Source organism: Pseudomonas kairouanensis (assembly GCF_004682055.1).
GTDB classification, from domain to species: domain Bacteria; phylum Pseudomonadota; class Gammaproteobacteria; order Pseudomonadales; family Pseudomonadaceae; genus Aquipseudomonas; species Aquipseudomonas kairouanensis.
This window is the reverse complement of sequence record NZ_QUZU01000039.1, coordinates 38,894-57,726: the sequence shown is the minus strand read 5'-3', so window position 1 is coordinate 57,726 and position 18,833 is coordinate 38,894. Positions and strand designations below refer to the sequence as shown.

Annotated in this window: 18 protein-coding genes; 16 read left to right on the top strand and 2 right to left on the bottom strand. The window is 60.4% G+C overall.

Translation table 11 applies throughout. The annotated features are described in order from the left end of the window. Nucleotides 1-132 precede the first annotated feature (132 nt). Nucleotides 133-1,797 carry an electron transfer flavoprotein-ubiquinone oxidoreductase gene (locus DYL59_RS24590; protein ID WP_135291509.1) on the bottom strand — a complete coding sequence of 555 codons (1,665 nt, stop codon included), beginning with the start codon at nucleotides 1,795-1,797 and terminating at the stop codon, nucleotides 133-135. A gap of 524 nt (nucleotides 1,798-2,321) precedes the next feature. Here DYL59_RS24590 and DYL59_RS24585 point away from each other — a divergent pair. From DYL59_RS24585 to DYL59_RS24520, 14 genes are all read left to right on the top strand, one after another. Further along, entirely contained in the window at nucleotides 2,322-3,071 is a 750-nt protein-coding gene (locus DYL59_RS24585) for an electron transfer flavoprotein subunit beta/FixA family protein (protein ID WP_135291508.1), read from the top strand. 2 nt (nucleotides 3,072-3,073) lie between these two features. Next, nucleotides 3,074-4,003, top strand: a complete 930-nt coding sequence (locus tag DYL59_RS24580) for an electron transfer flavoprotein subunit alpha/FixB family protein (protein WP_135291507.1) — start codon at nucleotides 3,074-3,076, stop codon at nucleotides 4,001-4,003. Between the two features lie 73 nt (nucleotides 4,004-4,076). Then, nucleotides 4,077-4,892, top strand: coding sequence for a substrate-binding periplasmic protein (locus tag DYL59_RS24575; RefSeq protein WP_135291506.1), 816 nt, complete (start codon nucleotides 4,077-4,079; stop codon nucleotides 4,890-4,892). A gap of 9 nt (nucleotides 4,893-4,901) precedes the next feature. Beyond that, nucleotides 4,902-5,264, top strand: a complete 363-nt coding sequence (locus DYL59_RS24570; RefSeq protein WP_135291505.1) for a DUF4398 domain-containing protein — start codon at nucleotides 4,902-4,904, stop codon at nucleotides 5,262-5,264. Continuing rightward, nucleotides 5,261-6,076, top strand: coding sequence for an OmpA family protein (locus DYL59_RS24565; protein ID WP_135291504.1), 816 nt, complete (start codon nucleotides 5,261-5,263; stop codon nucleotides 6,074-6,076). Before DYL59_RS24570 ends, DYL59_RS24565 begins: the two co-directional genes overlap by 4 nt. A 270-nt stretch (nucleotides 6,077-6,346) precedes the next feature. Then, complete coding sequence (locus tag DYL59_RS24560) at nucleotides 6,347-7,786, top strand: aminotransferase-like domain-containing protein (RefSeq protein ID WP_135291503.1); 1,440 nt, start codon at nucleotides 6,347-6,349, stop codon at nucleotides 7,784-7,786. A gap of 104 nt (nucleotides 7,787-7,890) precedes the next feature. Further along, the gene (locus DYL59_RS24555) at nucleotides 7,891-8,373 is read left to right on the top strand and encodes a translation initiation factor 2 (RefSeq protein WP_135291502.1); all 483 of its coding nucleotides are present in this window, start codon (nucleotides 7,891-7,893) and stop codon (nucleotides 8,371-8,373) included. Nucleotides 8,374-8,536: 163 nt separating this feature from the next. Then, nucleotides 8,537-8,791 carry a YkgJ family cysteine cluster protein gene (locus tag DYL59_RS24550; protein WP_003175569.1) on the top strand — a complete coding sequence of 85 codons (255 nt, stop codon included), beginning with the start codon at nucleotides 8,537-8,539 and terminating at the stop codon, nucleotides 8,789-8,791. A gap of 41 nt (nucleotides 8,792-8,832) precedes the next feature. Then, on the top strand, nucleotides 8,833-9,438 hold the full coding sequence (locus tag DYL59_RS24545; protein WP_135291501.1) for an START domain-containing protein: 606 nt from the start codon (nucleotides 8,833-8,835) through the stop codon (nucleotides 9,436-9,438). A gap of 103 nt (nucleotides 9,439-9,541) precedes the next feature. Next, nucleotides 9,542-9,778, top strand: coding sequence for a hypothetical protein (locus DYL59_RS24540; protein ID WP_135291500.1), 237 nt, complete (start codon nucleotides 9,542-9,544; stop codon nucleotides 9,776-9,778). 213 nt (nucleotides 9,779-9,991) lie between these two features. Beyond that, a complete protein-coding gene (locus DYL59_RS24535) occupies nucleotides 9,992-10,333 on the top strand; it encodes a ribonuclease E inhibitor RraB (protein ID WP_025854181.1) in 342 nt (113 codons plus the stop codon). A 398-nt stretch (nucleotides 10,334-10,731) separates the two neighbouring features. Further along, nucleotides 10,732-12,141 carry a circularly permuted type 2 ATP-grasp protein gene (locus DYL59_RS24530; protein ID WP_135291499.1) on the top strand — a complete coding sequence of 470 codons (1,410 nt, stop codon included), beginning with the start codon at nucleotides 10,732-10,734 and terminating at the stop codon, nucleotides 12,139-12,141. A gap of 6 nt (nucleotides 12,142-12,147) precedes the next feature. Further along, the gene (locus tag DYL59_RS24525) at nucleotides 12,148-13,098 is read left to right on the top strand and encodes an alpha-E domain-containing protein (protein WP_135291498.1); all 951 of its coding nucleotides are present in this window, start codon (nucleotides 12,148-12,150) and stop codon (nucleotides 13,096-13,098) included. After that, nucleotides 13,095-13,898: a transglutaminase family protein gene (locus DYL59_RS24520; protein WP_135291497.1), complete on the top strand. Its 804-nt coding sequence runs from the start codon at nucleotides 13,095-13,097 to the stop codon at nucleotides 13,896-13,898. The genes DYL59_RS24525 and DYL59_RS24520 overlap by 4 nt, the downstream gene beginning before the upstream one ends. Nucleotides 13,899-14,007: 109 nt before the next feature. On the opposite strand, the gene DYL59_RS24515 is transcribed toward DYL59_RS24520, so the two are convergent. After that, the gene (locus tag DYL59_RS24515) at nucleotides 14,008-14,814 is read right to left on the bottom strand and encodes a c-type cytochrome (RefSeq protein WP_135291496.1); all 807 of its coding nucleotides are present in this window, start codon (nucleotides 14,812-14,814) and stop codon (nucleotides 14,008-14,010) included. 649 nt (nucleotides 14,815-15,463) lie between these two features. On the opposite strand from DYL59_RS24515, the gene DYL59_RS24510 reads away from it, so the two are divergent. Both DYL59_RS24510 and DYL59_RS24505 read left to right on the top strand, forming a co-directional pair. Then, nucleotides 15,464-16,669, top strand: coding sequence for an acetyl-CoA C-acetyltransferase (locus DYL59_RS24510; protein WP_135291495.1), 1,206 nt, complete (start codon nucleotides 15,464-15,466; stop codon nucleotides 16,667-16,669). Between the two features lie 16 nt (nucleotides 16,670-16,685). Further along, nucleotides 16,686-18,830, top strand: coding sequence for a 3-hydroxyacyl-CoA dehydrogenase NAD-binding domain-containing protein (locus tag DYL59_RS24505; RefSeq protein ID WP_135291494.1), 2,145 nt, complete (start codon nucleotides 16,686-16,688; stop codon nucleotides 18,828-18,830). Nucleotides 18,831-18,833: the final 3 nt, after the last annotated feature.

Below are 18,833 nucleotides of genomic sequence, written 5' to 3'. Positions count from 1 at the left end.
CTCGCGAAAGCGGCAGATCAGTTAAAACATCTTTGACTGACACACCGCATTCGCGAGCAAGCCCGCTCCCACATTTTGACCGCGCTGTGTCAGCTATAAAAAAGGCTCCCATTTGGGAGCCTTTTTTTGGCCTTACATATTCGGGTAGGTCGGCCCACCCGCGCCTTCCGGCGTCACCCAGGTGATGTTCTGCGAAGGGTCCTTGATGTCACAGGTCTTGCAGTGCACGCAGTTCTGGGCGTTGATCTGGAAGCGCTTGGCACCGTCTTCCTGGGTGATCACCTCATACACGCCAGCCGGGCAATAGCGCTGCGCCGGTTCATCGTAGAGCGGCAGGTTGGTGCCGATCGGGATGCTTGGGTCTTTCAACTTCAAGTGGCACGGCTGCTCTTCTTCATGGTTGGTGCTGGAGAGGAACACCGAGCTGAGCTTATCGAAGCTCAGCTTGCCGTCGGGTTTTGGGTAATCGATTTTCTTGCTGTCCTTGGCCAGCTTCAGGCAGGCGTAGTCCGGCTTGGTGTCGTGCAAGGTGAACGGCATCTTGCCGCCCAGGATGTTCTGGTCGAACCAGTTGAAGCCGGCGCCGATGATCGGGCCGAACTTGTGCATCGCCGGGCCGAAGTTGCGGCTGGCGAACAGTTCTTCGTAGAGCCAGCTGGACTTGAAGCTGTCGACGTAAGCGGTCAGTTCGTCACCGCCCTCGGACGCGGCAAACAAGCGGTCGGCCACGGCGTCGGCGGCGAGCATGCCGGACTTCATGGCGGTGTGGCTGCCCTTGATCTTGGCGAAGTTCAGGGTGCCCAGGTCGCAACCGATCAGCGCGCCGCCTTTGAAGACCATTTTGGGCAGCGAGTTCAGGCCGCCTTTGCAGATGGCACGGGCGCCGTAGCTGATGCGTTTGCCGCCTTCGAGGTACTGGGCCAGCACCGGGTGGTGCTTGAGGCGCTGGAATTCATCGAACGGCGACAGGAAGGTGTTGCTGTAGGACAGGTCGACGATCAAACCCACGACCACCTGGTTGTTTTCCAGGTGATAGAGGAACGAGCCGCCGGTGTTTTCGGCGCTCATGATGTCCAGCGGCCAACCGGCGGTGTGCACCACCAGGCCAGGTTGGTGCTTGGCCGGGTCGATTTCCCAGATTTCCTTGAGGCCGATGCCGTAGTGCTGGGCGTCGGCGTCGCTGTCCAGGTTGAAGCGCTGGATCAACTGCTTGCCAATATGGCCACGGCAGCCTTCGGCGAACAGCGTGTACTTGCCACGCAGTTCCATGCCGGGGGTGTACACGCCTTCTTTCGGGTTGCCTTCGCGGTCGACGCCCAGGTCACCGGTGATGATCCCGCGCACCACGCCGTTCTCGTCGAACAGCGCTTCCTGGGCGGCGAAGCCTGGGTAGACCTCCACGCCGAGGTTTTCGGCCTGCTGGGCCAGCCAGCGGCACAGGTTGCCCAGGGAAATGATGTAGTTGCCTTCGTTGTGCATGGTCTTGGGCACAAAGAAGTCTGGAACCTTGGTGGAGGCCTCGGGGCTGCGCAGCACATAGATGTCATCGCGCACCACCGGGGTGTTGAGCGGGGCGCCGAGCTCTTTCCAGTCTGGGAACAACTCGTTCAGGGCGCGCGGTTCGAACACGGCGCCGGAGAGGATATGGGCGCCGACTTCGGAGCCCTTCTCGACCACGCAGACGCTGATTTCTTTACCGGCTTCGGCGGCCTTCTGCTTCAGTCGGCAGGCGGCAGACAGGCCCGCCGGGCCAGCGCCGACGATGACCACGTCGAATTCCATGTATTCGCGTTCCACAGGTTATCTCCTACTCAAGGCTCAACAGGCTTTTTTTCTAATGGGTGGAGGTTCGGTGTCCAATCTGTCATCGCCGCGTCAAAGGAGCAGGGGATGACCCACCTTTCTCTCTAGGTGGCGCATTATATATAGACCACTGTCAGCGTCCAATACAAACGTTTGTTTGAAATGGCCGCAGGCTAGGTAAATCAAAGCAACGCGGCTTATGACTGGCTATTTTGGCGTATTGACCGGAATAGGGGTTCCGGTCAATATACGGTCGCTTTTGCGCTTACCGTAGGCAGACAGCGGGTTTCAAGAGCACGTCCAAAGACAGGCCAAGGACATGTATGCGCCCCAGGGTGGCATGCAGTTTACACGCCGCGATAAAGAATGACCTCTCAGTCACCACTGACGAACGGTCATCACTTCCCGTGAGCAGGGTCACTGCCGAAGGTTTTGGAGGTGCCCTTGTGTGCCGATGAGCATCAACCGCCAGGTTCGCCTAGGCGACTTTCTTTTCACCGGAGAGTAACGAGGAATCCATGAAGGTTCTTGTAGCTGTCAAACGCGTTGTCGATTACAACGTGAAAGTTCGCGTCAAGGCGGACAATTCCGGCGTCGACCTTGCTAACGTCAAGATGTCGATGAACCCTTTCTGCGAAATCGCTGTGGAAGAAGCCGTACGCCTGAAAGAGAAAGGCGTGGCAACTGAAATCGTCGTGGTTTCCATCGGCCCGACCACTGCCCAAGAGCAGCTGCGTACCGCCCTGGCACTGGGCGCCGACCGCGCCATCCTGGTCGAATCCGCCGAAGAGCTGACCTCCCTGGCCGTTGCCAAGCTGCTCAAGGCCGTTGTCGACAAGGAACAGCCGCAGCTGGTGATCCTCGGCAAACAAGCCATCGACAGCGACAACAACCAGACCGGCCAGATGCTGGCTGCGCTGACCGGTTACGGCCAGGGCACCTTCGCGTCCAAAGTTGAAGTGAGCGGCGACAGCGTGGCGGTGACCCGTGAAATCGACGGCGGCGCGCAGACCGTTTCCCTGAAACTGCCGGCCATCGTCACCACCGACCTGCGTTTGAACGAGCCGCGCTATGCGTCCCTGCCAAACATCATGAAAGCCAAGAAGAAGCCGCTTGAGTCCCTGACTCCGGATGCCTTGGGCGTTTCCACCGCCTCCACCAACAAGACTGTAAAAGTTGAAGCACCGGCTGCACGCAGCGCGGGCATCAAGGTCAAGTCGGTGGCTGAACTGGTCGAGAAACTGAAAAACGAAGCGAAGGTGATCTGATCATGGCTATCCTCGTAATCGCCGAGCACGACAACAAGGTCGTGGCTCCGGCCACCCTGAACACCGTGGCAGCTGCCGCGAAAATCGGTGGCGACATCCACGTACTGGTTGCAGGCCAGGGCGCTGACGCCGTGGCGCAAGCCGCTGCGAAAATCGCTGGCGTGAGCAAAGTCCTGCTGGCCGACAACGCCGCGTACGCTCACCAGCTGCCGGAAAACGTCGCCCCTCTGATTGCAGAGCTCGGCGCTGGCTACAGCCACATCCTGGCTGCCGCCACCTCCAACGGCAAAAACATCCTGCCACGCGTTGCCGCGCAGCTGGACGTTGACCAGATCTCCGAGATCGTTTCGGTTGAAAACGCCGACACCTTCAAGCGCCCGATCTACGCCGGTAACGCCATTGCCACCGTGCAATCGACTGCCTCGGTAAAAGTCATCACCGTACGTGCCACCGGTTTCGACCCGGTTGCCGCCGAAGGTGGTTCGGCTGCCGTTGAAGCCGTTGCGGCTGCCCACGATGCTGGCATCTCCAGCTTTGTTGGCGAAGAACTGGCCAAGTCGGATCGCCCTGAACTCACCGCTGCCAAGATCGTCGTTTCCGGTGGCCGTGGCATGCAGAACGGTGACAACTTCAAGCACCTGTACGCCCTGGCCGACAAGCTGGGCGCTGCGGTCGGCGCTTCCCGCGCGGCCGTGGACGCAGGTTTCGTGCCCAACGACATGCAGGTCGGCCAGACCGGCAAGATCGTTGCGCCACAGCTGTACATCGCCGTCGGTATCTCCGGCGCGATCCAGCACTTGGCCGGTATGAAAGACTCCAAAGTGATCGTTGCGATCAACAAGGACGAAGAAGCTCCGATCTTCCAGGTGGCCGATTACGGCCTGGTGGCGGACTTGTTCGAAGCCGTACCTGAGTTGGAGAAGCTGGTCTAATCCAGTCGCTTCACTTATAAAGAGCCCGGTCCTTGTGACCGGGCTTTTTTTTGACTTGCTGGAGAGCTTCGCCATGGAATTGCGTCCCTGGACTGTACTGCTGGGCCTCACGTTACTGCCAGGTGTATCGCTGGCCGCGGGTAAATGCGAGCGCCTGGTGATCACCGGCAGCCCGGACGCACCGCCTTTGCTCTGGCGCGACCCGCAAGACCCCACGCACCTGATCGGCGCTACTGCCGATGTATTGCAACAGGTGGGCAAGGAACTCGGCCTGAAAATCGACCTGCTCTACGGCGGCAAGCGCTCCCTGGCGTTGGACGAAGTGCGCAGCGGGCGCATGGACATTCTTGCCGACGCGCCGCTGAACCTGGGCGAATTGGAAACCCTCGACTATATCCATCCGGCACTGGTCCAGACCGACTATCTGGTCTGGACCCGCAAGGATTCAACCTTGGCCTACACCACGGCGGCCGACCTGCACGGCCACAAGGGCGCCGTTTCGGAGCGCGCACGGTTGAGCGCCGGCTTCGAAACCTTCGCCGGCCAACAACTGAGCCTGCAGCGCCTGCCGAGCCTGACCCCGGCCTTTCAGAAGTTGCTGCTGGGGGAAGTGGACTACGTTCTCGCCGGGCGTTACTCGGGCATGGCCATGGCCCAGACGCTCGGGATGAGCAATGACCTGATCGCCCGTGATGTGCCCATCGATCAGCCGGGACTGTACCTGGCGATCTCCCACAACTCGGCCTGCAATGATCCGTGGCTGCGCGGACAGTTAGCCAAAAAGATGACAGAATTGCCCGCGTCCGGTGTGGCGCAAGCAGCGTTGCAGAGCAATCTGGAACGTTGGAAAGCGCAATTGCAGCAACCCGTCGGCACCCCAGCAAAGTAAGGATTTTTAGTGACTATTCGACCTCTTTTCGCGGCCCTCGCCGTTGTCGCCCTGGCGGGATGTGCCACCGATCCTGCGCCGAATGAACAAATGCGCCTTACCCAGCAAGCCTTGGAGCAAGCCAGCGCGGTAGGCGCCAACGCCGATGATTCGCCCGAGTTGAAACTGGCCGAGGCCAAGTTCGCCCGCGCCCAGGGCAGTATGGCCGACGAGTCCTACAAGAACGCCCGCATGCGCGCCGAACAAGCCGAACTGGACGCACGCCTGGCTGAAGCCAAGGTGCTGACCCGCAAGAGCCAGGAACAGTTGAACGTGCTTAACACCCGTATCACGCGCCTGCGCAAGCAATTGCAGCTGGGGGAAGCCCAATGAACCCGATGATCCGTGGGTTGAGCTGTGCAGTGCTGTTGGGCTCTGCAGTACTGGGCGGTTGCGCCACCCATGCCGACAGCGAACAGGCCTTGCAACAGGCGGGCAATGACTTCCAGAAGGTCAAGGAAGACGCCAATGTGCTGCGCTTTGCACCCAAGGACGTGATTCGCGCCGGTGAGTCCCTGGCCCGTGCCGACCGCCTGTCTACTTACTGGGGCAGCGGCGCCGACGTGGCGCACTACGCCTACCTGAGCCAACGCTACAGCGCCATCGCCCGTGAACACACTGAGCAGGCACTGAATACCGAGCGTGGCACCAAACTCGAACTGGAACGCCAGCGCCTGCAACTGGCCCTGCGTGAAAACAAGCTGATCAGCGTGCAGCAGCAGGGCAAATGGCTCGAAGAGCAGATCGCTAGCCTGGCCACCACCCAGACCGATCGCGGCCTGGTCATGACCCTGGGTGACGTGCTGTTCGATACCGGCGAAGCAGAACTGAAAAACTCGGCCAACCGCACGGTGCTGAAAATCGTGCAGTTCCTGCAGTTGAACCCCAAGCGCGTGGTGCGCATCGAGGGTTACACCGACAGTACCGGCGGCGAGCAGGAAAACCTCAAGCTGTCCCGTGACCGTGCGCAGTCGGTGGCCGATGTGCTGGTGGACCTGGGGATTGATGAAAAACGCATCCAGGTTGAAGGCTATGGCGACCAGTATCCGGTGGAAGCCAATGCTTCGGAACGGGGCAGGGCGCAGAACCGTCGGGTGGAGATTGTGTTCTCTGACGAAAAAGGTCAGCTGGGCGCCACGCGCTAGAGGTTTGAAGCTGACCAAAATGTGGGAGGGGGCTTGCCCCCGATAGCGGTGGATCAGTCAGAAAATTTCTAGCCGACCCACTGCAATCGGGGGCAAGCCCCCTCCCACATTTGTATTGTGTGTATCTGCAATTCTATTCATCACCCCTACAGTTTTTATTGTCACTCCCGCCCGCGCTCGACTATTGTGTGAACTGTGCCCGTACACTTCCCAACTGTGCCGGTATGTTTCACACAAAAATAAAATGCCCGTGAAATCGAGTGCTGCGTCATGACCAATCTGTTGCTTTACCAACGTATCGCCCAGCAACTGGCTGAGGACATCCGGCGCGGTGTCTATCAACCGGGTGAGCGCGTGCCTTCGGTGCGCAAGATGAGCTCCCAGCTCAATGTGAGCCATGCCACGGTATTGCAGGCCTATGCCAACCTGGAAGACCAGGGACTGATCCGCGCGCGGCCGCAGTCTGGCTACTACGTGCACCAGACGCCGGCGCTCACCGCGCCGACGCCAGACATCGCGCGGGTCGAGCGCCCGGGGTTGGTCACCCGCAGCAGCATCATCCAGCAGGTATTGGTCGAGTCACGGCGCGAAGGGGTGTTCCCATTGGGCGCCGCTGTGCCTAGCGTGGATTATTTGCCAGTGCGGGCATTGCACCAGCAACTGGCCAAGGTCACGCGCTTCCAGAGCCCGCGGGCGTTCAGCTACATGTTCAGTCCCGGTTTCGAGCCGCTGCGCCGCCAAGTGGCGATTCGCATGCGCGATGCGGGCGTGGTGGTGGACCCTTCCGAAGTGGTCATCACCCACGGTTGTGTTGATGCATTGCAGATGTCGTTGCGGGTGCTCACCCGGCCCGGCGACCTGATTGCGGCGGAATCACCGACCTATTACGGCCTGCTGCAATTGGCGGATCTGCTTGGTCTGAAGGTCATCGAGATCCCCAGCGATCCCGCGTCAGGCATGAGCCTGGAAGCCCTGCAACTGGCGGCCAACCAATGGTCGATCAAGGCCTTGGTGCTGACTACGCGCTTGAGCAATCCACTGGGCGGCACCATGCCCGAGGAGCGCCAGAAACAGTTGCTGCGCCTGGCTTCGGACTTCGATATCCAGATCGTCGAGGACGATATCTATGGCGAGCTGATGTTTGAAGTCGGCCGCACCAAGGCCCTCAAGGCCTATGACCGGTTGGACCGGGTCATCTACTGCTCCAGCTTTTCCAAGACGCTGTCTCCCGGCGTGCGCATCGGTTGGATGATCGCCGGCAAGTACCAGCAGGAAATCCAGCGGCTGCAGATGTTCAGCACCCACTCGGCCTGCAGCGTCACCCAGATGGGCGTCGCCGCGTACCTGGAGAACGGTGGCTATGATCGGCACCTGCGCTACATCCGCCAGGAATACCGCAAGAATCTCAACGCCTTCCAACTGGCGGTGCAGCAGTATTTCCCCGAAGGCACCCAGATGACCCGTCCCAGCGGCGGCTTCATCCTGTGGGTCAGTTTGCCCGGACGGGTCAATACCCAGGAACTGCACGTACGCGCGTTGCAGCAAGGCATCAGCATTGCGCCAGGGCTGATCTTCAGCAATACCGAGCAGTTCAACCACTGTATTCGCCTGACCTGTGGCACGCCGTGGAACCGCGAGGCAGAGCGGGCACTGATGACATTAGGGATGCTGGCCAACCAGTTATGCCAGGAAACGGCAGCGGGCCTTTGAGCCCCGCCACGGGCGTAACTCCGATAGCTGGCTAATCACCAGGCTTGTCATGCCGCGCACAACAAGCGAGCATATGGCCCTCTGCCGTTAATGCTGTTGGCGATATGACCTCTATTTTTCGTGCTGCCGTGGTGATTGGCCTGTTAAGCCTGTGTAACGTCGGCACCGTGCTGGCGGCATCGCCTGTGACGCCAGACAAGCCCACCGCCAGCACCCAGCAAAAAACGCCCGCGAAGAAACCGGCCCCGGCCAAAAAAGCCCCTGAAGCAAAGAAAAAAAACGCCACGGTCAAAAAGCGTGCGGCCAAGACCCAGTCGTCCCGTGAAGTGGCGCAGACACAATTGCCCCCGGCACAGTTGGACCTGACCCTGCCTTCGGACATGGTCAGGCACTTGCAACCCCTCGGCACCGTGCCCAAACCCAAGAGTGTGCCGTTGCTGCCGCCGATGTTTGGCGAAAAGCCTGCCGACAACAGTGCCTTCCAGATCAACGGCCGCCTGCTCAGCAATGAGATGAAACTGCAGTTGCGCAACGAAGAGCGGCGCGACGTGGAAGGCGCAGCGCTGGAATTCGAGTTCAAACAGTAAAGCTTTCAGCGCAAACGTGACGTAGGGCTTCGACCGTGTGTCGCAGACTGGTCAGTCACCTTTGTTTTCCGCGAAAAACCCCTGTTAGACCATTTTAAAACGGCTGTTTAAGGGCGTACTCTAGCCCAGCCATCCACATTGAGTCGTCGAGGACCTGCTGGTCATGAATTGCCGTGAAGGCTGTGGCGCCTGCTGCATCGCCCCCTCCATCAGTTCGCCCTTACCGGGAATGCCCAACGGCAAACCTGCGGGTGAACGCTGCCTGCACCTGTCAGTCGAACAGCTGTGCCAGTTGTTCGGGCAACCGGAGCGACCGGCGGTGTGCAGCGATTTCAAGGCGGACATTGAGGTCTGCGGCACCGACCAGGCTGATGCGATCCGCTTGATCGGCTGGTGGGAGCAGATGACGGCGGCTTGATGGGCTCTACTATCGGAACTTCAACAATAAGGAATACAACAATGGGTTCGCTGAAACGAATGGCTGTGCTGTGCGGTTTTACGGTGTTGTTTGCGGCCACTGCCCAGGCTGAGGATTGGCAGGTTGCCAAGGACGAAGACGGTATCAAGGTTTCCCTGAGCGAAGTGGCCGGCTCCAAATACAAGGCCTATCGCGGCGTGACCACCATCAAGGCGCCTGTCGCCAAGATCCAGGCCCTGCAGGAAGACGTAGCCGGTGCCTGCTCGTGGATCCACGAGTGCAAGTCGCAAAAGCTCATCGACAAGAAGGGCGATGAGGCTTGGACATACACCCAATTCAAGGCGCCGTTCCCGGTGACCGACCGTGACTCGTATATCCATGTCACCACCACCAAGAATGCCGACGGCAGCGTCACCCGCACATTGCAGGGTGTACCGACCTACAAGCCTGAAGAAAAAGGCTACGTACGGGTGGCCCAGGTAGAAGGTTTCTGGAAGCTGGTTCCCAAAGGCGACAACCTCACTGAAGTCACCTACCAGGTGCACACCGAGCCAGGCGGCAGCGTGCCGTCGTGGTTGGCCAACAAGTTCGTGGTGGACGCGCCGTTCAACACCTTGAAAGCCCTCAAGGATCACGCTGAAAAGTAAGCGCAGTTGATCAGGTGTCCAGGGCCTTGAGTGGAACGTTTGGCGAGCCCTCAAGGTCCAGATAGAGGTAAGCCCACACATGGGCTTAATCGAGGAGGCACTGATGCAAAAGTGGCAAATTACCTTCGTTGATGATCATGGCGAGACCGCCGTGGAGCAGGTGACCTGCGATCAAAAGCCCAGCCTTGAAGACGCTGCGCACATGATCCGCAACAAACTGGTGCCTGTTGCCGCCGAGCTGGACCTCAATGACCTGGAAGGTCGCAAACCCGAGCCGACGGTCAAGATCCTCAAAGACCAGAACAGTATCCAAATCCTCGACATCTCGCCTGCCGCCTGAACAATCCCTGTATGTCTTTAAAGCGCCGCTGGTGGAGGTGAAAGCTTCGCGCTACTCTGCAATCGAGATCAGCGAATGAATCGCTAAGGTCTGGTCTTGTCAGCTACATGCTTGTTTTCCAGCGGTGATGTTATTGCCGTAGTCCCTGCGCCAGTACGGCGCGGGCTTCGGGAAGCACGGAAAGTCTATCCATCGGTTAGAGGAGCACTTTTCATGAGCACAGCCTATCAAGAAGACATCAGCACCAACGTTCTGCGCCGCATGAAAGAAGGCGGTTTCGACTTCTCACGTTTCCACCCCATCGAGTTCTACGCCATTTTCCCGGATGAGGAACGGGCGCGCAGGGCGGCGGGTGAGTTTCGCGGGGAATCCCTCAATGCTCAGGTCAGCGCGCGCGACGACGGCGCCTGGTACCTGGAACTGAGCAAAATCATGTTCGCCACCTACGACGGCATAGGAGACTTCGAGCAAGACTTTGGGGCGGTGGTCGAGCCGCTGGGCGGGATCATCGAGGGCTGGGGCGTCAAGCAGGAGGTGCGTGGTTTACCCATGTAGCGTTATGAGAAACACAGCGTATCGGCTGACCTTTGGGTCGGCCGATTTTGTTTGTGGCGTGGGAAAAGTTTTTGGAACTTGCGCTGTGTTTTTCAGCACCAAAAAAAAGCCACCCAATGAGGGTGGCCTAAAGGGAAGAGCATTTCGCTGAAGGAGCAGTTCAGCCGATGGACGCGATTATCCGCAGACGCGGCCGGGCAGTGAAATCAACTCTGACTATGCTGTTGATAGTCAAAGCCCGCATTGCGATGAAGCGCGGCACAGGACGGCGGGCTTTCTGCGCACCAGGACGGTGCAAATGGATCCCTGTATATATTTAACTCACTGTTTTTTAAGTGTTTATGCCGCTGGCACGGGCCTTGCGATGGTTCTTGCGTCCGGGTGACAAGGAGTTCGGCATGATCCGCACTTATTACGACGAAATGTACGATGGGGCAGGGCAGGTACGCCCCCATTACCGCGAGTTCGCCCGCTGGTTGGCCGACACCCCTGCTGAACTGCTGGCCCAGCGCCGGCGCGAAGCCGATTTGCTGTTCCACCGCGCCGGCATCACCTTCACGCTGTACGGTGATGAACAGGGCACCGAGCGCCTGATTCCCTTCGACACCATCCCGCGCAGCATCCCGGCCAGCGAGTGGCGGATTGTCGAGCGCGGCTGCATTCAGCGGGTCAAGGCGCTGAATATGTTCCTCGCCGACTTGTATCACGAGCAGCGCATCATCAAGGCCGGGATCATCCCCGCCGAGCAGGTGCTGGCCAACGAGCAGTATCAGTTGGCGATGCAGGGCCTGAATCTGCACCGTGACCTGTATTCCCACATCTCCGGCGTCGATCTCGTACGTGATGGCGATGGCACCTACTACGTACTGGAAGACAACCTGCGCACACCCAGCGGCGTCAGCTACATGCTCGAAGACCGCAAGATGATGATGCGCCTGTTCCCCGAACTGTTCGCCGCCCAGCGCATCGCACCCATCGACCACTACCCCAACCTGTTGCTCGATACCCTCAAAAGCTCAAGCCCTTTGGATAACCCCAGCGTGGTGGTGCTGACCCCTGGCCGTTTCAACAGCGCGTTCTTTGAACACGCCTTCCTCGCCCGGGAAATGGGGGTGGAACTGGTGGAAGGCGCCGACCTGTTTGTGCGCGACGACCGTGTGTTCATGCGCACCACCGACGGCCCTAAGGCGGTGGACGTGATCTACCGCCGCCTGGACGACGCCTTCCTCGATCCGCTGGCGTTCAACCCGGCCTCCATGCTCGGCGTGCCCGGCCTGCTCGCGGCCTATCGCTCTGGCAACGTGGTGCTGGCCAATGCCATTGGCACCGGGGTGGCGGACGACAAATCGGTGTATCCCTTCGTCACCGAGATGATCCGTTTTTACCTGGATGAAGAGCCGATCCTGAAGAACGTTCCCACGTTCCAATGCCGTAAGCCCGACGAACTGTCCCACGTACTGGCCAACCTGCCGGACCTGGTGGTGAAGGAAACCCAAGGCTCCGGCGGCTACGGCATGCTGGTGGGCCCGGCGTCCACGGCGGCAGAAATCGAGGCCTTCCGTGCCCGCATCAAGGCCAAGCCCCATGCCTACATTGCCCAGCCAACCCTGTGCTTATCCACCTGCCCGACCTTTGTCGAAAACGGCATTGCACCGCGCCATATCGACCTGCGCCCGTTTGTGCTGTCTGGCAAGGAAACCCGTGTAGTGCCCGGCGGTTTGACCCGTGTGGCGCTGCGTGAGGGCTCGTTGGTGGTCAATTCGTCCCAGGGCGGCGGCACCAAAGACACCTGGGTGGTAGAGGACTGAAATGCCATGTTGAGTAGAACTGCCTCGGATTTGTACTGGATGTCGCGCTACCTGGAGCGCGCGGAGAACCTCGCGCGCATGCTTGATGTCAGTTATTCGCTGTCGCTGATGCCCCAGGACGGGCGCGGTGATGGTCTGCACGAGTTGGCCATGCCGCTGCTGATCACCGGCACCCTGGACGACTACCACGAGCGTCATGGCCAATTGCACGCTGAACGCTTGCTGCATTTTTTTGCCCTGGACGCGGCCAACCCGGCCAGCATCTACAGTTGCCTCGGCGCTGCGCGGGCAAGCGCCCATGCGGTGCGTGGGCGAATCACCGCCGACATGTGGGAAAACATCAACGCCACCTGGCTGGATATCCGCGATATCGCCCAGCAGGGCCTGAGCCGCTACGGCATGAGCCGGTTCTGTGAGTGGGTCAAGGAGCGCTCCCATCTGTTTCGCGGCGCCACCTACGGCACCATCATGCGCAACGATGCGTTCCGTTTTATTCGGCTGGGCACGTTTATCGAGCGCGCCGACAACACCCTGCGCCTGCTGGACGCGCGCTATGAAATGGCCGGCGACCGGGCCGAAGCCGTTACCGATGGCACCGCCCACGCCTACTACCAGTGGAGCGCCTTGCTGCGGGCGTTGTCGTCGTTCGAGGCCTATACCGAGATCTATCGCGATGCCCCTGGCGCCCGGCAAGTCGCCGAATTGTTGCTGTTGCGCGCCGATGTGCCGCGCTCCCTGCGCGCCTGCAGCGAAGAAATCGACCAGATCCTCGCCAGCCTGCCTGGCCTCAACGGTCGACCGGCCCAGCGCCTGGCCGCCGAGATGGATGCGCGCCTGCGCTTTACTGCCATTGACGAAATCCTGGAGGAAGGCCTGCACGCCTGGCTGACCGACTTCATCCCCTTGGTGCGCCAGTTGGGCGACGCCATCTACAGTTCCTACCTGGAGGCCGCATGAGACTCTCCATCAGCCACGAAACCACCTACCACTACGACGACCAGGTGCGCGCCAGCATCCAGTATCTGCGGCTTACGCCACACGACAGCGAGCGCCAGCATGTCCTGAGCTGGCAACTCGACCTGCCACGGCCGGTGCGCGCCCAGGTGGACCCGTTCGGCAATATCCTGCATGTGCTGACCCTGGACGAACCCCACGACGCCATCATCATCGGTGCCCGTGGCCAGGTGGATATCGACGAGTTGCGCGAGGCCGAGCACGAGAGCCAATCGGCGTTCCCGTTCCTGCGCAGCACGCGTTTGACTGAACCGGATGACGCTCTGCGTGGGTTTGCTGAACAGCATTGCCATCAACGTCGTGACCGCACCGCGTTGATTGACCTGATGCATGCCCTCAACCAAGCGATGATCTACACCCCGGGCGCCACCGAAGTCGACACCAGCGCCGCCGAGGCCTTCGCCGGCCGTGCGGGTGTGTGCCAGGACCATACCCACGCATTCCTGGCCTGCGCCCGCAGCCTGGGAATTGCGGCGCGTTACGTGTCGGGCTATTTGTATACCGAAGACAGCGCACACCTGGCCAGCCACGCCTGGGCCGAAGCCTGGCTGGACGACGCCTGGTACAGCTTTGACGTGACCAACCAACTGGCGCGGCCGGAGCGGCATTTGAAGCTGGCGGTAGGGTTGGATTACCTCGACGCTTGCCCGGTACGCGGGATGCGCCGTGGCGGCGGGCATGAGCAAATGCATGCCAAGGTGTTTGTGGCGCCGACGCCTGTTATCTTGGTCCAGCAGCAGTAACAATATGGGAGGGGGCTTGCCCCCGATGACTGTGTGTCAGCAGATATTTCATTCGCTGAACCACCGCTATCGGGGGCAAGCCCCCTCCCACATTAAATCTGTGCACATCTCAGGGTTGTGGTTTACGCCCGGCCATATGCTTCAAATACCCCACCAACATTTCCAGCTCATTGTCCGGTAGTACGCTGGCAGCAAACGCCGGCATCTTCGCCTGCGGCCAGTGCCGCAAGCTCTGTGGGTCGCGGATATACCGCTTGAGGAAATCCCCGCCGAAATATTCGGTGGGGTTGTAGGGAATATTCAGGTCCGGCCCCACCTGGGCATCCCCGGCGCCATTGAGCCTGTGGCAAGCCAGGCAGTTTTTTTGGAACAGCGCAAAGCCCTGGTTGATGGGATCATTGGCCGTCAATTTCGGGTCGGGCAACAGCGCGGGAAAGCGCTCGGCCACGGTCTTCAATTGCTTGATCCCCGAGATCTGGAACGGCCACTGCTCCGGGCTGATATGCCCGGCCTGCGGGTCGGTCCATACCAGGTAGAACGGCCCGGCGCTGGGCTTGCCATCCGCCAACGCAGGCCATGGGTGCGCCGGGTCTTCCACCGCGAGCCAGGCGCGGGCGCCGGTTTTTTTCAGCAGGGGGGCGGCCGTCAGTTCGGCGGCGAACCCATCCAGGGCAACGGCTTGCAGATGGCTCTGCGGCGCCAGGCCTGGCAGGAGCACCGCCAGCGGCACGGCGCGATAGGTCATGCCGCGCTTGTAGGACACGTCATCAACGATATGTACGGTTTGCGCATCAGGGTGCGCGAGCAGTTCGGCGGTCTGCCAGGTCTTGCTGGCATGGTCCAGTTCGATGGTGAGTTGGGCTGCCGAAACTGGCAGGGCGATCAGCAAGGCGAGGAGGGCGAGGATCGATTTCAAGAGAAGGGCCCGATGCAAGGTGGCGATGGGGCCCACGATACCGGAAATTTGCGCGCAAAAAGACAGCCCCTGCAACAGGACCGCTATGAGCAATGTCCCGGCAGGTGCTGCCAAAAGCTGCAGTCCTGATGCTGTGTGTACACGTAATACGAGGGTTGAGTGGTTACCCGATAACCTTGGTTAAATTGGGCAAGATCAGAATCAATGTGGTGGCGAAAAGAATAAGCCCCGCCTGGCGTACTTTCGTATGTTTGAACATGGCTGACTGCCTTTTGTTGTTATTCCTGAGCGTCAAATGCGTGCCGGTCAATTTCAGTATCGCGATGTGACGTGACACTTTTCTTACGGCTGCTCCAGCAAAACCCGGCAGCAGCTTCCTACTGATTCAACCTTAGAGCCCTCGTTCTGCGTGGCTTAGATCCATTTCATATCAGCTAATCCACAATTGCGCTAAAAACGACATGAGGCCTAACGCCATCTTGGCGCCAGACCCTTGGCTAGACAGCTAAAACGATTAATCACGCGGCAGCCACGGGGGCCTACCGTTCGTCCGAGCGAGGGGGTCAAACGCAATGAGCGCATCGGTCATTGAAACCGTGTCAATCGGGCCTAAGGTAGGGGCACACACCCACAGCGGTTCGAGGACATCATGACCCAGGCTTTGATCTTTGATGCGATACGTACGCCCCGTGGCAAAGGCAAGGCCGACGGCGCCTTGCACAGCGTCAAGCCGGTAAACCTGGTGGCCGGTTTGCTCACCGCGCTTGCCAGGCGCAGCGACCTCGACACCCACCAGGTCGATGACATCGTCCTGGGCTGCGTCACCCCCATCGGCGACCAGGGCGCCGACATCGCCAAGACCGCCGCGCTGGTGGCGGACTGGGACATCAGCGTCGCGGGCGTACAAATCAACCGCTTCTGCGCCTCAGGCCTGGAAGCGGTGAACCTTGGTGCGATGAAAGTGCGCTCCGGCTTCGAGGACCTGGTAGTGGTGGGTGGCGTCGAGTCCATGTCCCGCGTGCCCATGGGCAGCGATGGCGGTGCCTGGGTGCTCGACCCGCACACCAACCTGCACAGCCACTTCACGCCCCAGGGCATTGGCGCGGACTTGATCGCCACGCTGGAAGGCTTTACCCGCGAGGACGTCGACGCCTTCGCCCTACACTCCCAGCAGAAAGCCGCACGGGCGCGCGCAGACGGGTCCTTCAACAAGTCGCTGATCGCGGTGCAGGACCAGAACGGTATCGTGCTGCTGGACCATGACGAATTCATTCGCGCCGACTCCACCCTGGAAGGCTTGGGCAAGCTCAAGCCCAGCTTCGAGATGATGGGGCAGATGGGGTTCGACGCAACCGCGTTGCGGGTCTACAGCCATGTGGAGCGTATCCAGCATGTGCATACGCCGGGCAACAGTTCCGGGATTGTCGACGGCGCCGCACTGATGTTGATCGGCTCCGAGGCCAAGGGGCGCGAACTGGGCCTGCAACCGCGAGCGCGCATCGTTGCCACGGCCGTTACCAGCACCGACCCGACCATCATGCTCACCGGCCCCGCGCCTGCTACGCGCAAGGCCTTGGCCAAGGCCGGTCTGCGGGTGGAAGACATCGATCTGTTCGAGGTCAACGAAGCGTTTGCCTCGGTGGTGCTCAAGTTCATCAAGGACATGGGCATCGACGCCGGGCGCGTCAACGTCAACGGCGGCTCCATCGCCATGGGCCACCCCTTGGGCGCCACCGGCTGCGCGATTCTCGGCACCCTGCTCGATGAACTGGAGGCGCGCCAGCAGCGCTACGGCCTGGCCACCCTGTGTGTGGGTGGCGGGATGGGTATCGCCACCATTATTGAGCGCCTCTGAGCCCAAGGAATTTGTCATGACCCAAGCCATTCGTTACGAAAAAGGCCAGGACCAGATCGTGGTGCTGACCCTCGACATGCCCGGCCAGAGCGCCAACACCATGAACGGTGTGTACCGCGACGCCATGGCCGCCACCGTGGCGCGCCTGGAGGCGGAAAAAGACAGCATTGCCGGCGTGGTGATCACCTCGGCCAAGAAGACGTTTTTTGCCGGTGGCGACCTTAATGAGCTGATCAAGGTGGAGAAGGCCCACGCGAAGGGGTTCTACGACAGCGTGCTGGTCTTGAAAGCGCAACTGCGGCGCCTGGAAACCCTTGGCAAACCGGTGGTGGCCGCCATCAACGGGGCGGCCCTGGGCGGTGGCTGGGAGATTTGCCTGGCGTGCCATTACCGGGTCGTGCTGGACGACAAGTCGGTGCAATTGGGCTTGCCCGAAGTGACCCTGGGCCTGCTGCCGGGCGGCGGTGGGGTGGTGCGCATGGTGCGTATGCTGGGGCTGGAAAAGGCGTTGCCCTACTTGCTGGAAGGCAAAAAGGTGCGGCCGCAGCAAGCACTGCAAGCGGGTTTGATTCATGAGCTGGCAGCGGATCGCGAAGAAATGCTGGCCAAATCCCGCGCGTGGATCCTGGCCAATCCTGAGGTTAAACAGCCTTGGGACAACAAGGGCTACCAGATCCCCGGCGGCACGCCTTCAAGCCCGAAAGTCGCGCAGATGCTCGCCATCGCGCCGTCGATCCTGCGCAGCAAAACCAATGGCTGCTTCCCGGCTCCGGAGAAAATCCTCTGCGCTGCGGTGGAGGGCGCCCAGGTTGATTTTGACACCGCACACCTGATCGAAACCCGTTACTTCACGGAGTTGGTGACCGGCCAGGTGGCGAAAAACATGATCGGCACCTTCTGGTTCCAACTGAATGAAATCAACGCGGGCCGCTCGCGGCCGCAAGGCGTTGCGCCCTATGTCACCCGCAAGGTCGGCGTGCTTGGCGCAGGAATGATGGGCGCGGGGATCGCGTATGTCAGTGCCAGTGCGGGCATCGACGTGGTGCTCAAGGACATCAACCTGGCAGCCGCCGAAAAGGGCAAGGCGCATTCGACAGCCTTGCTGGACAAGAAGGTCAGCCGTGGACAACTAACCGCTGCGCAGCGGGACGCCACCTTGGCGCGGATTCATCCTACGGCATCCGATGCCGACCTGGCCGGCTGCGACCTGGTCATCGAAGCGGTATTTGAAGACCGCCAGCTCAAGGCCAAGGTCTCGGCCGCCGCCCAAGCCGTGGTCGGCGCCGCTGCCGTGATCGCCTCCAACACCTCCACCTTGCCCATCAGCGGGCTGGCCAAGGCGGTGCCTGATCAAGGCAGGTTCATTGGCCTGCATTTCTTCAGCCCGGTGGACAAGATGCCGTTGGTGGAGATCATCAAGGGCGCCCATACGTCAGACGAAACCCTGGCGCGTGGTTTCGACTTCGTACTGCAAATCAAGAAAACCCCGATTGTGGTCAACGACAGCCGCGGTTTTTTCACCTCGCGGGTATTCGGCACCTTCACCAATGAAGGCATCGCCATGCTCGGCGAAGGCGTGGCGGCAGCCATGATCGAGACCGAAGCGCGCAAGGCGGGTATGCCGGTAGGGCCGTTGGCGGTGTCGGACGAAGTGTCCCTCAGCCTGATGAGCCATATCCGACAGCAAACCACCCAAGACCTGCAGGCCGAAGGCAAGGCACTGCCGAGCCATCCGGCGACGGCGGTAATCGATCTGTTGGTGAGCGAATACAAACGCATGGGCAAGGCGGCAGGTGGCGGTTTCTACGACTACCCGGCCGGTGGCCAGAAACACTTGTGGCCTGAGCTGAAAAGCCGTTTTGAACGGCCCGATCAACGGATTTCGGCCCAGGATGTGCGCGACCGCTTGTTGTTTATCCAGGCTATCGAAACGGTGCGCTGTGTGGAGGAGGGGGTGTTGTTGTCTACGGCGGATGCCAACGTGGGGTCCATCTTCGGCATCGGCTTTGCCGCGTGGAGTGGTGGCGCGTTGCAGTTTATCAACCAGTATGGCTTGAACGACTTTATCGCCCGCGCACGCTATTTGGCTGAACAGTATGGTGAGCGCTTCACCCCGCCTGGGTTACTGCTGGAAAAAGCCGCACAAGGTTCGACCTTTTAGGTG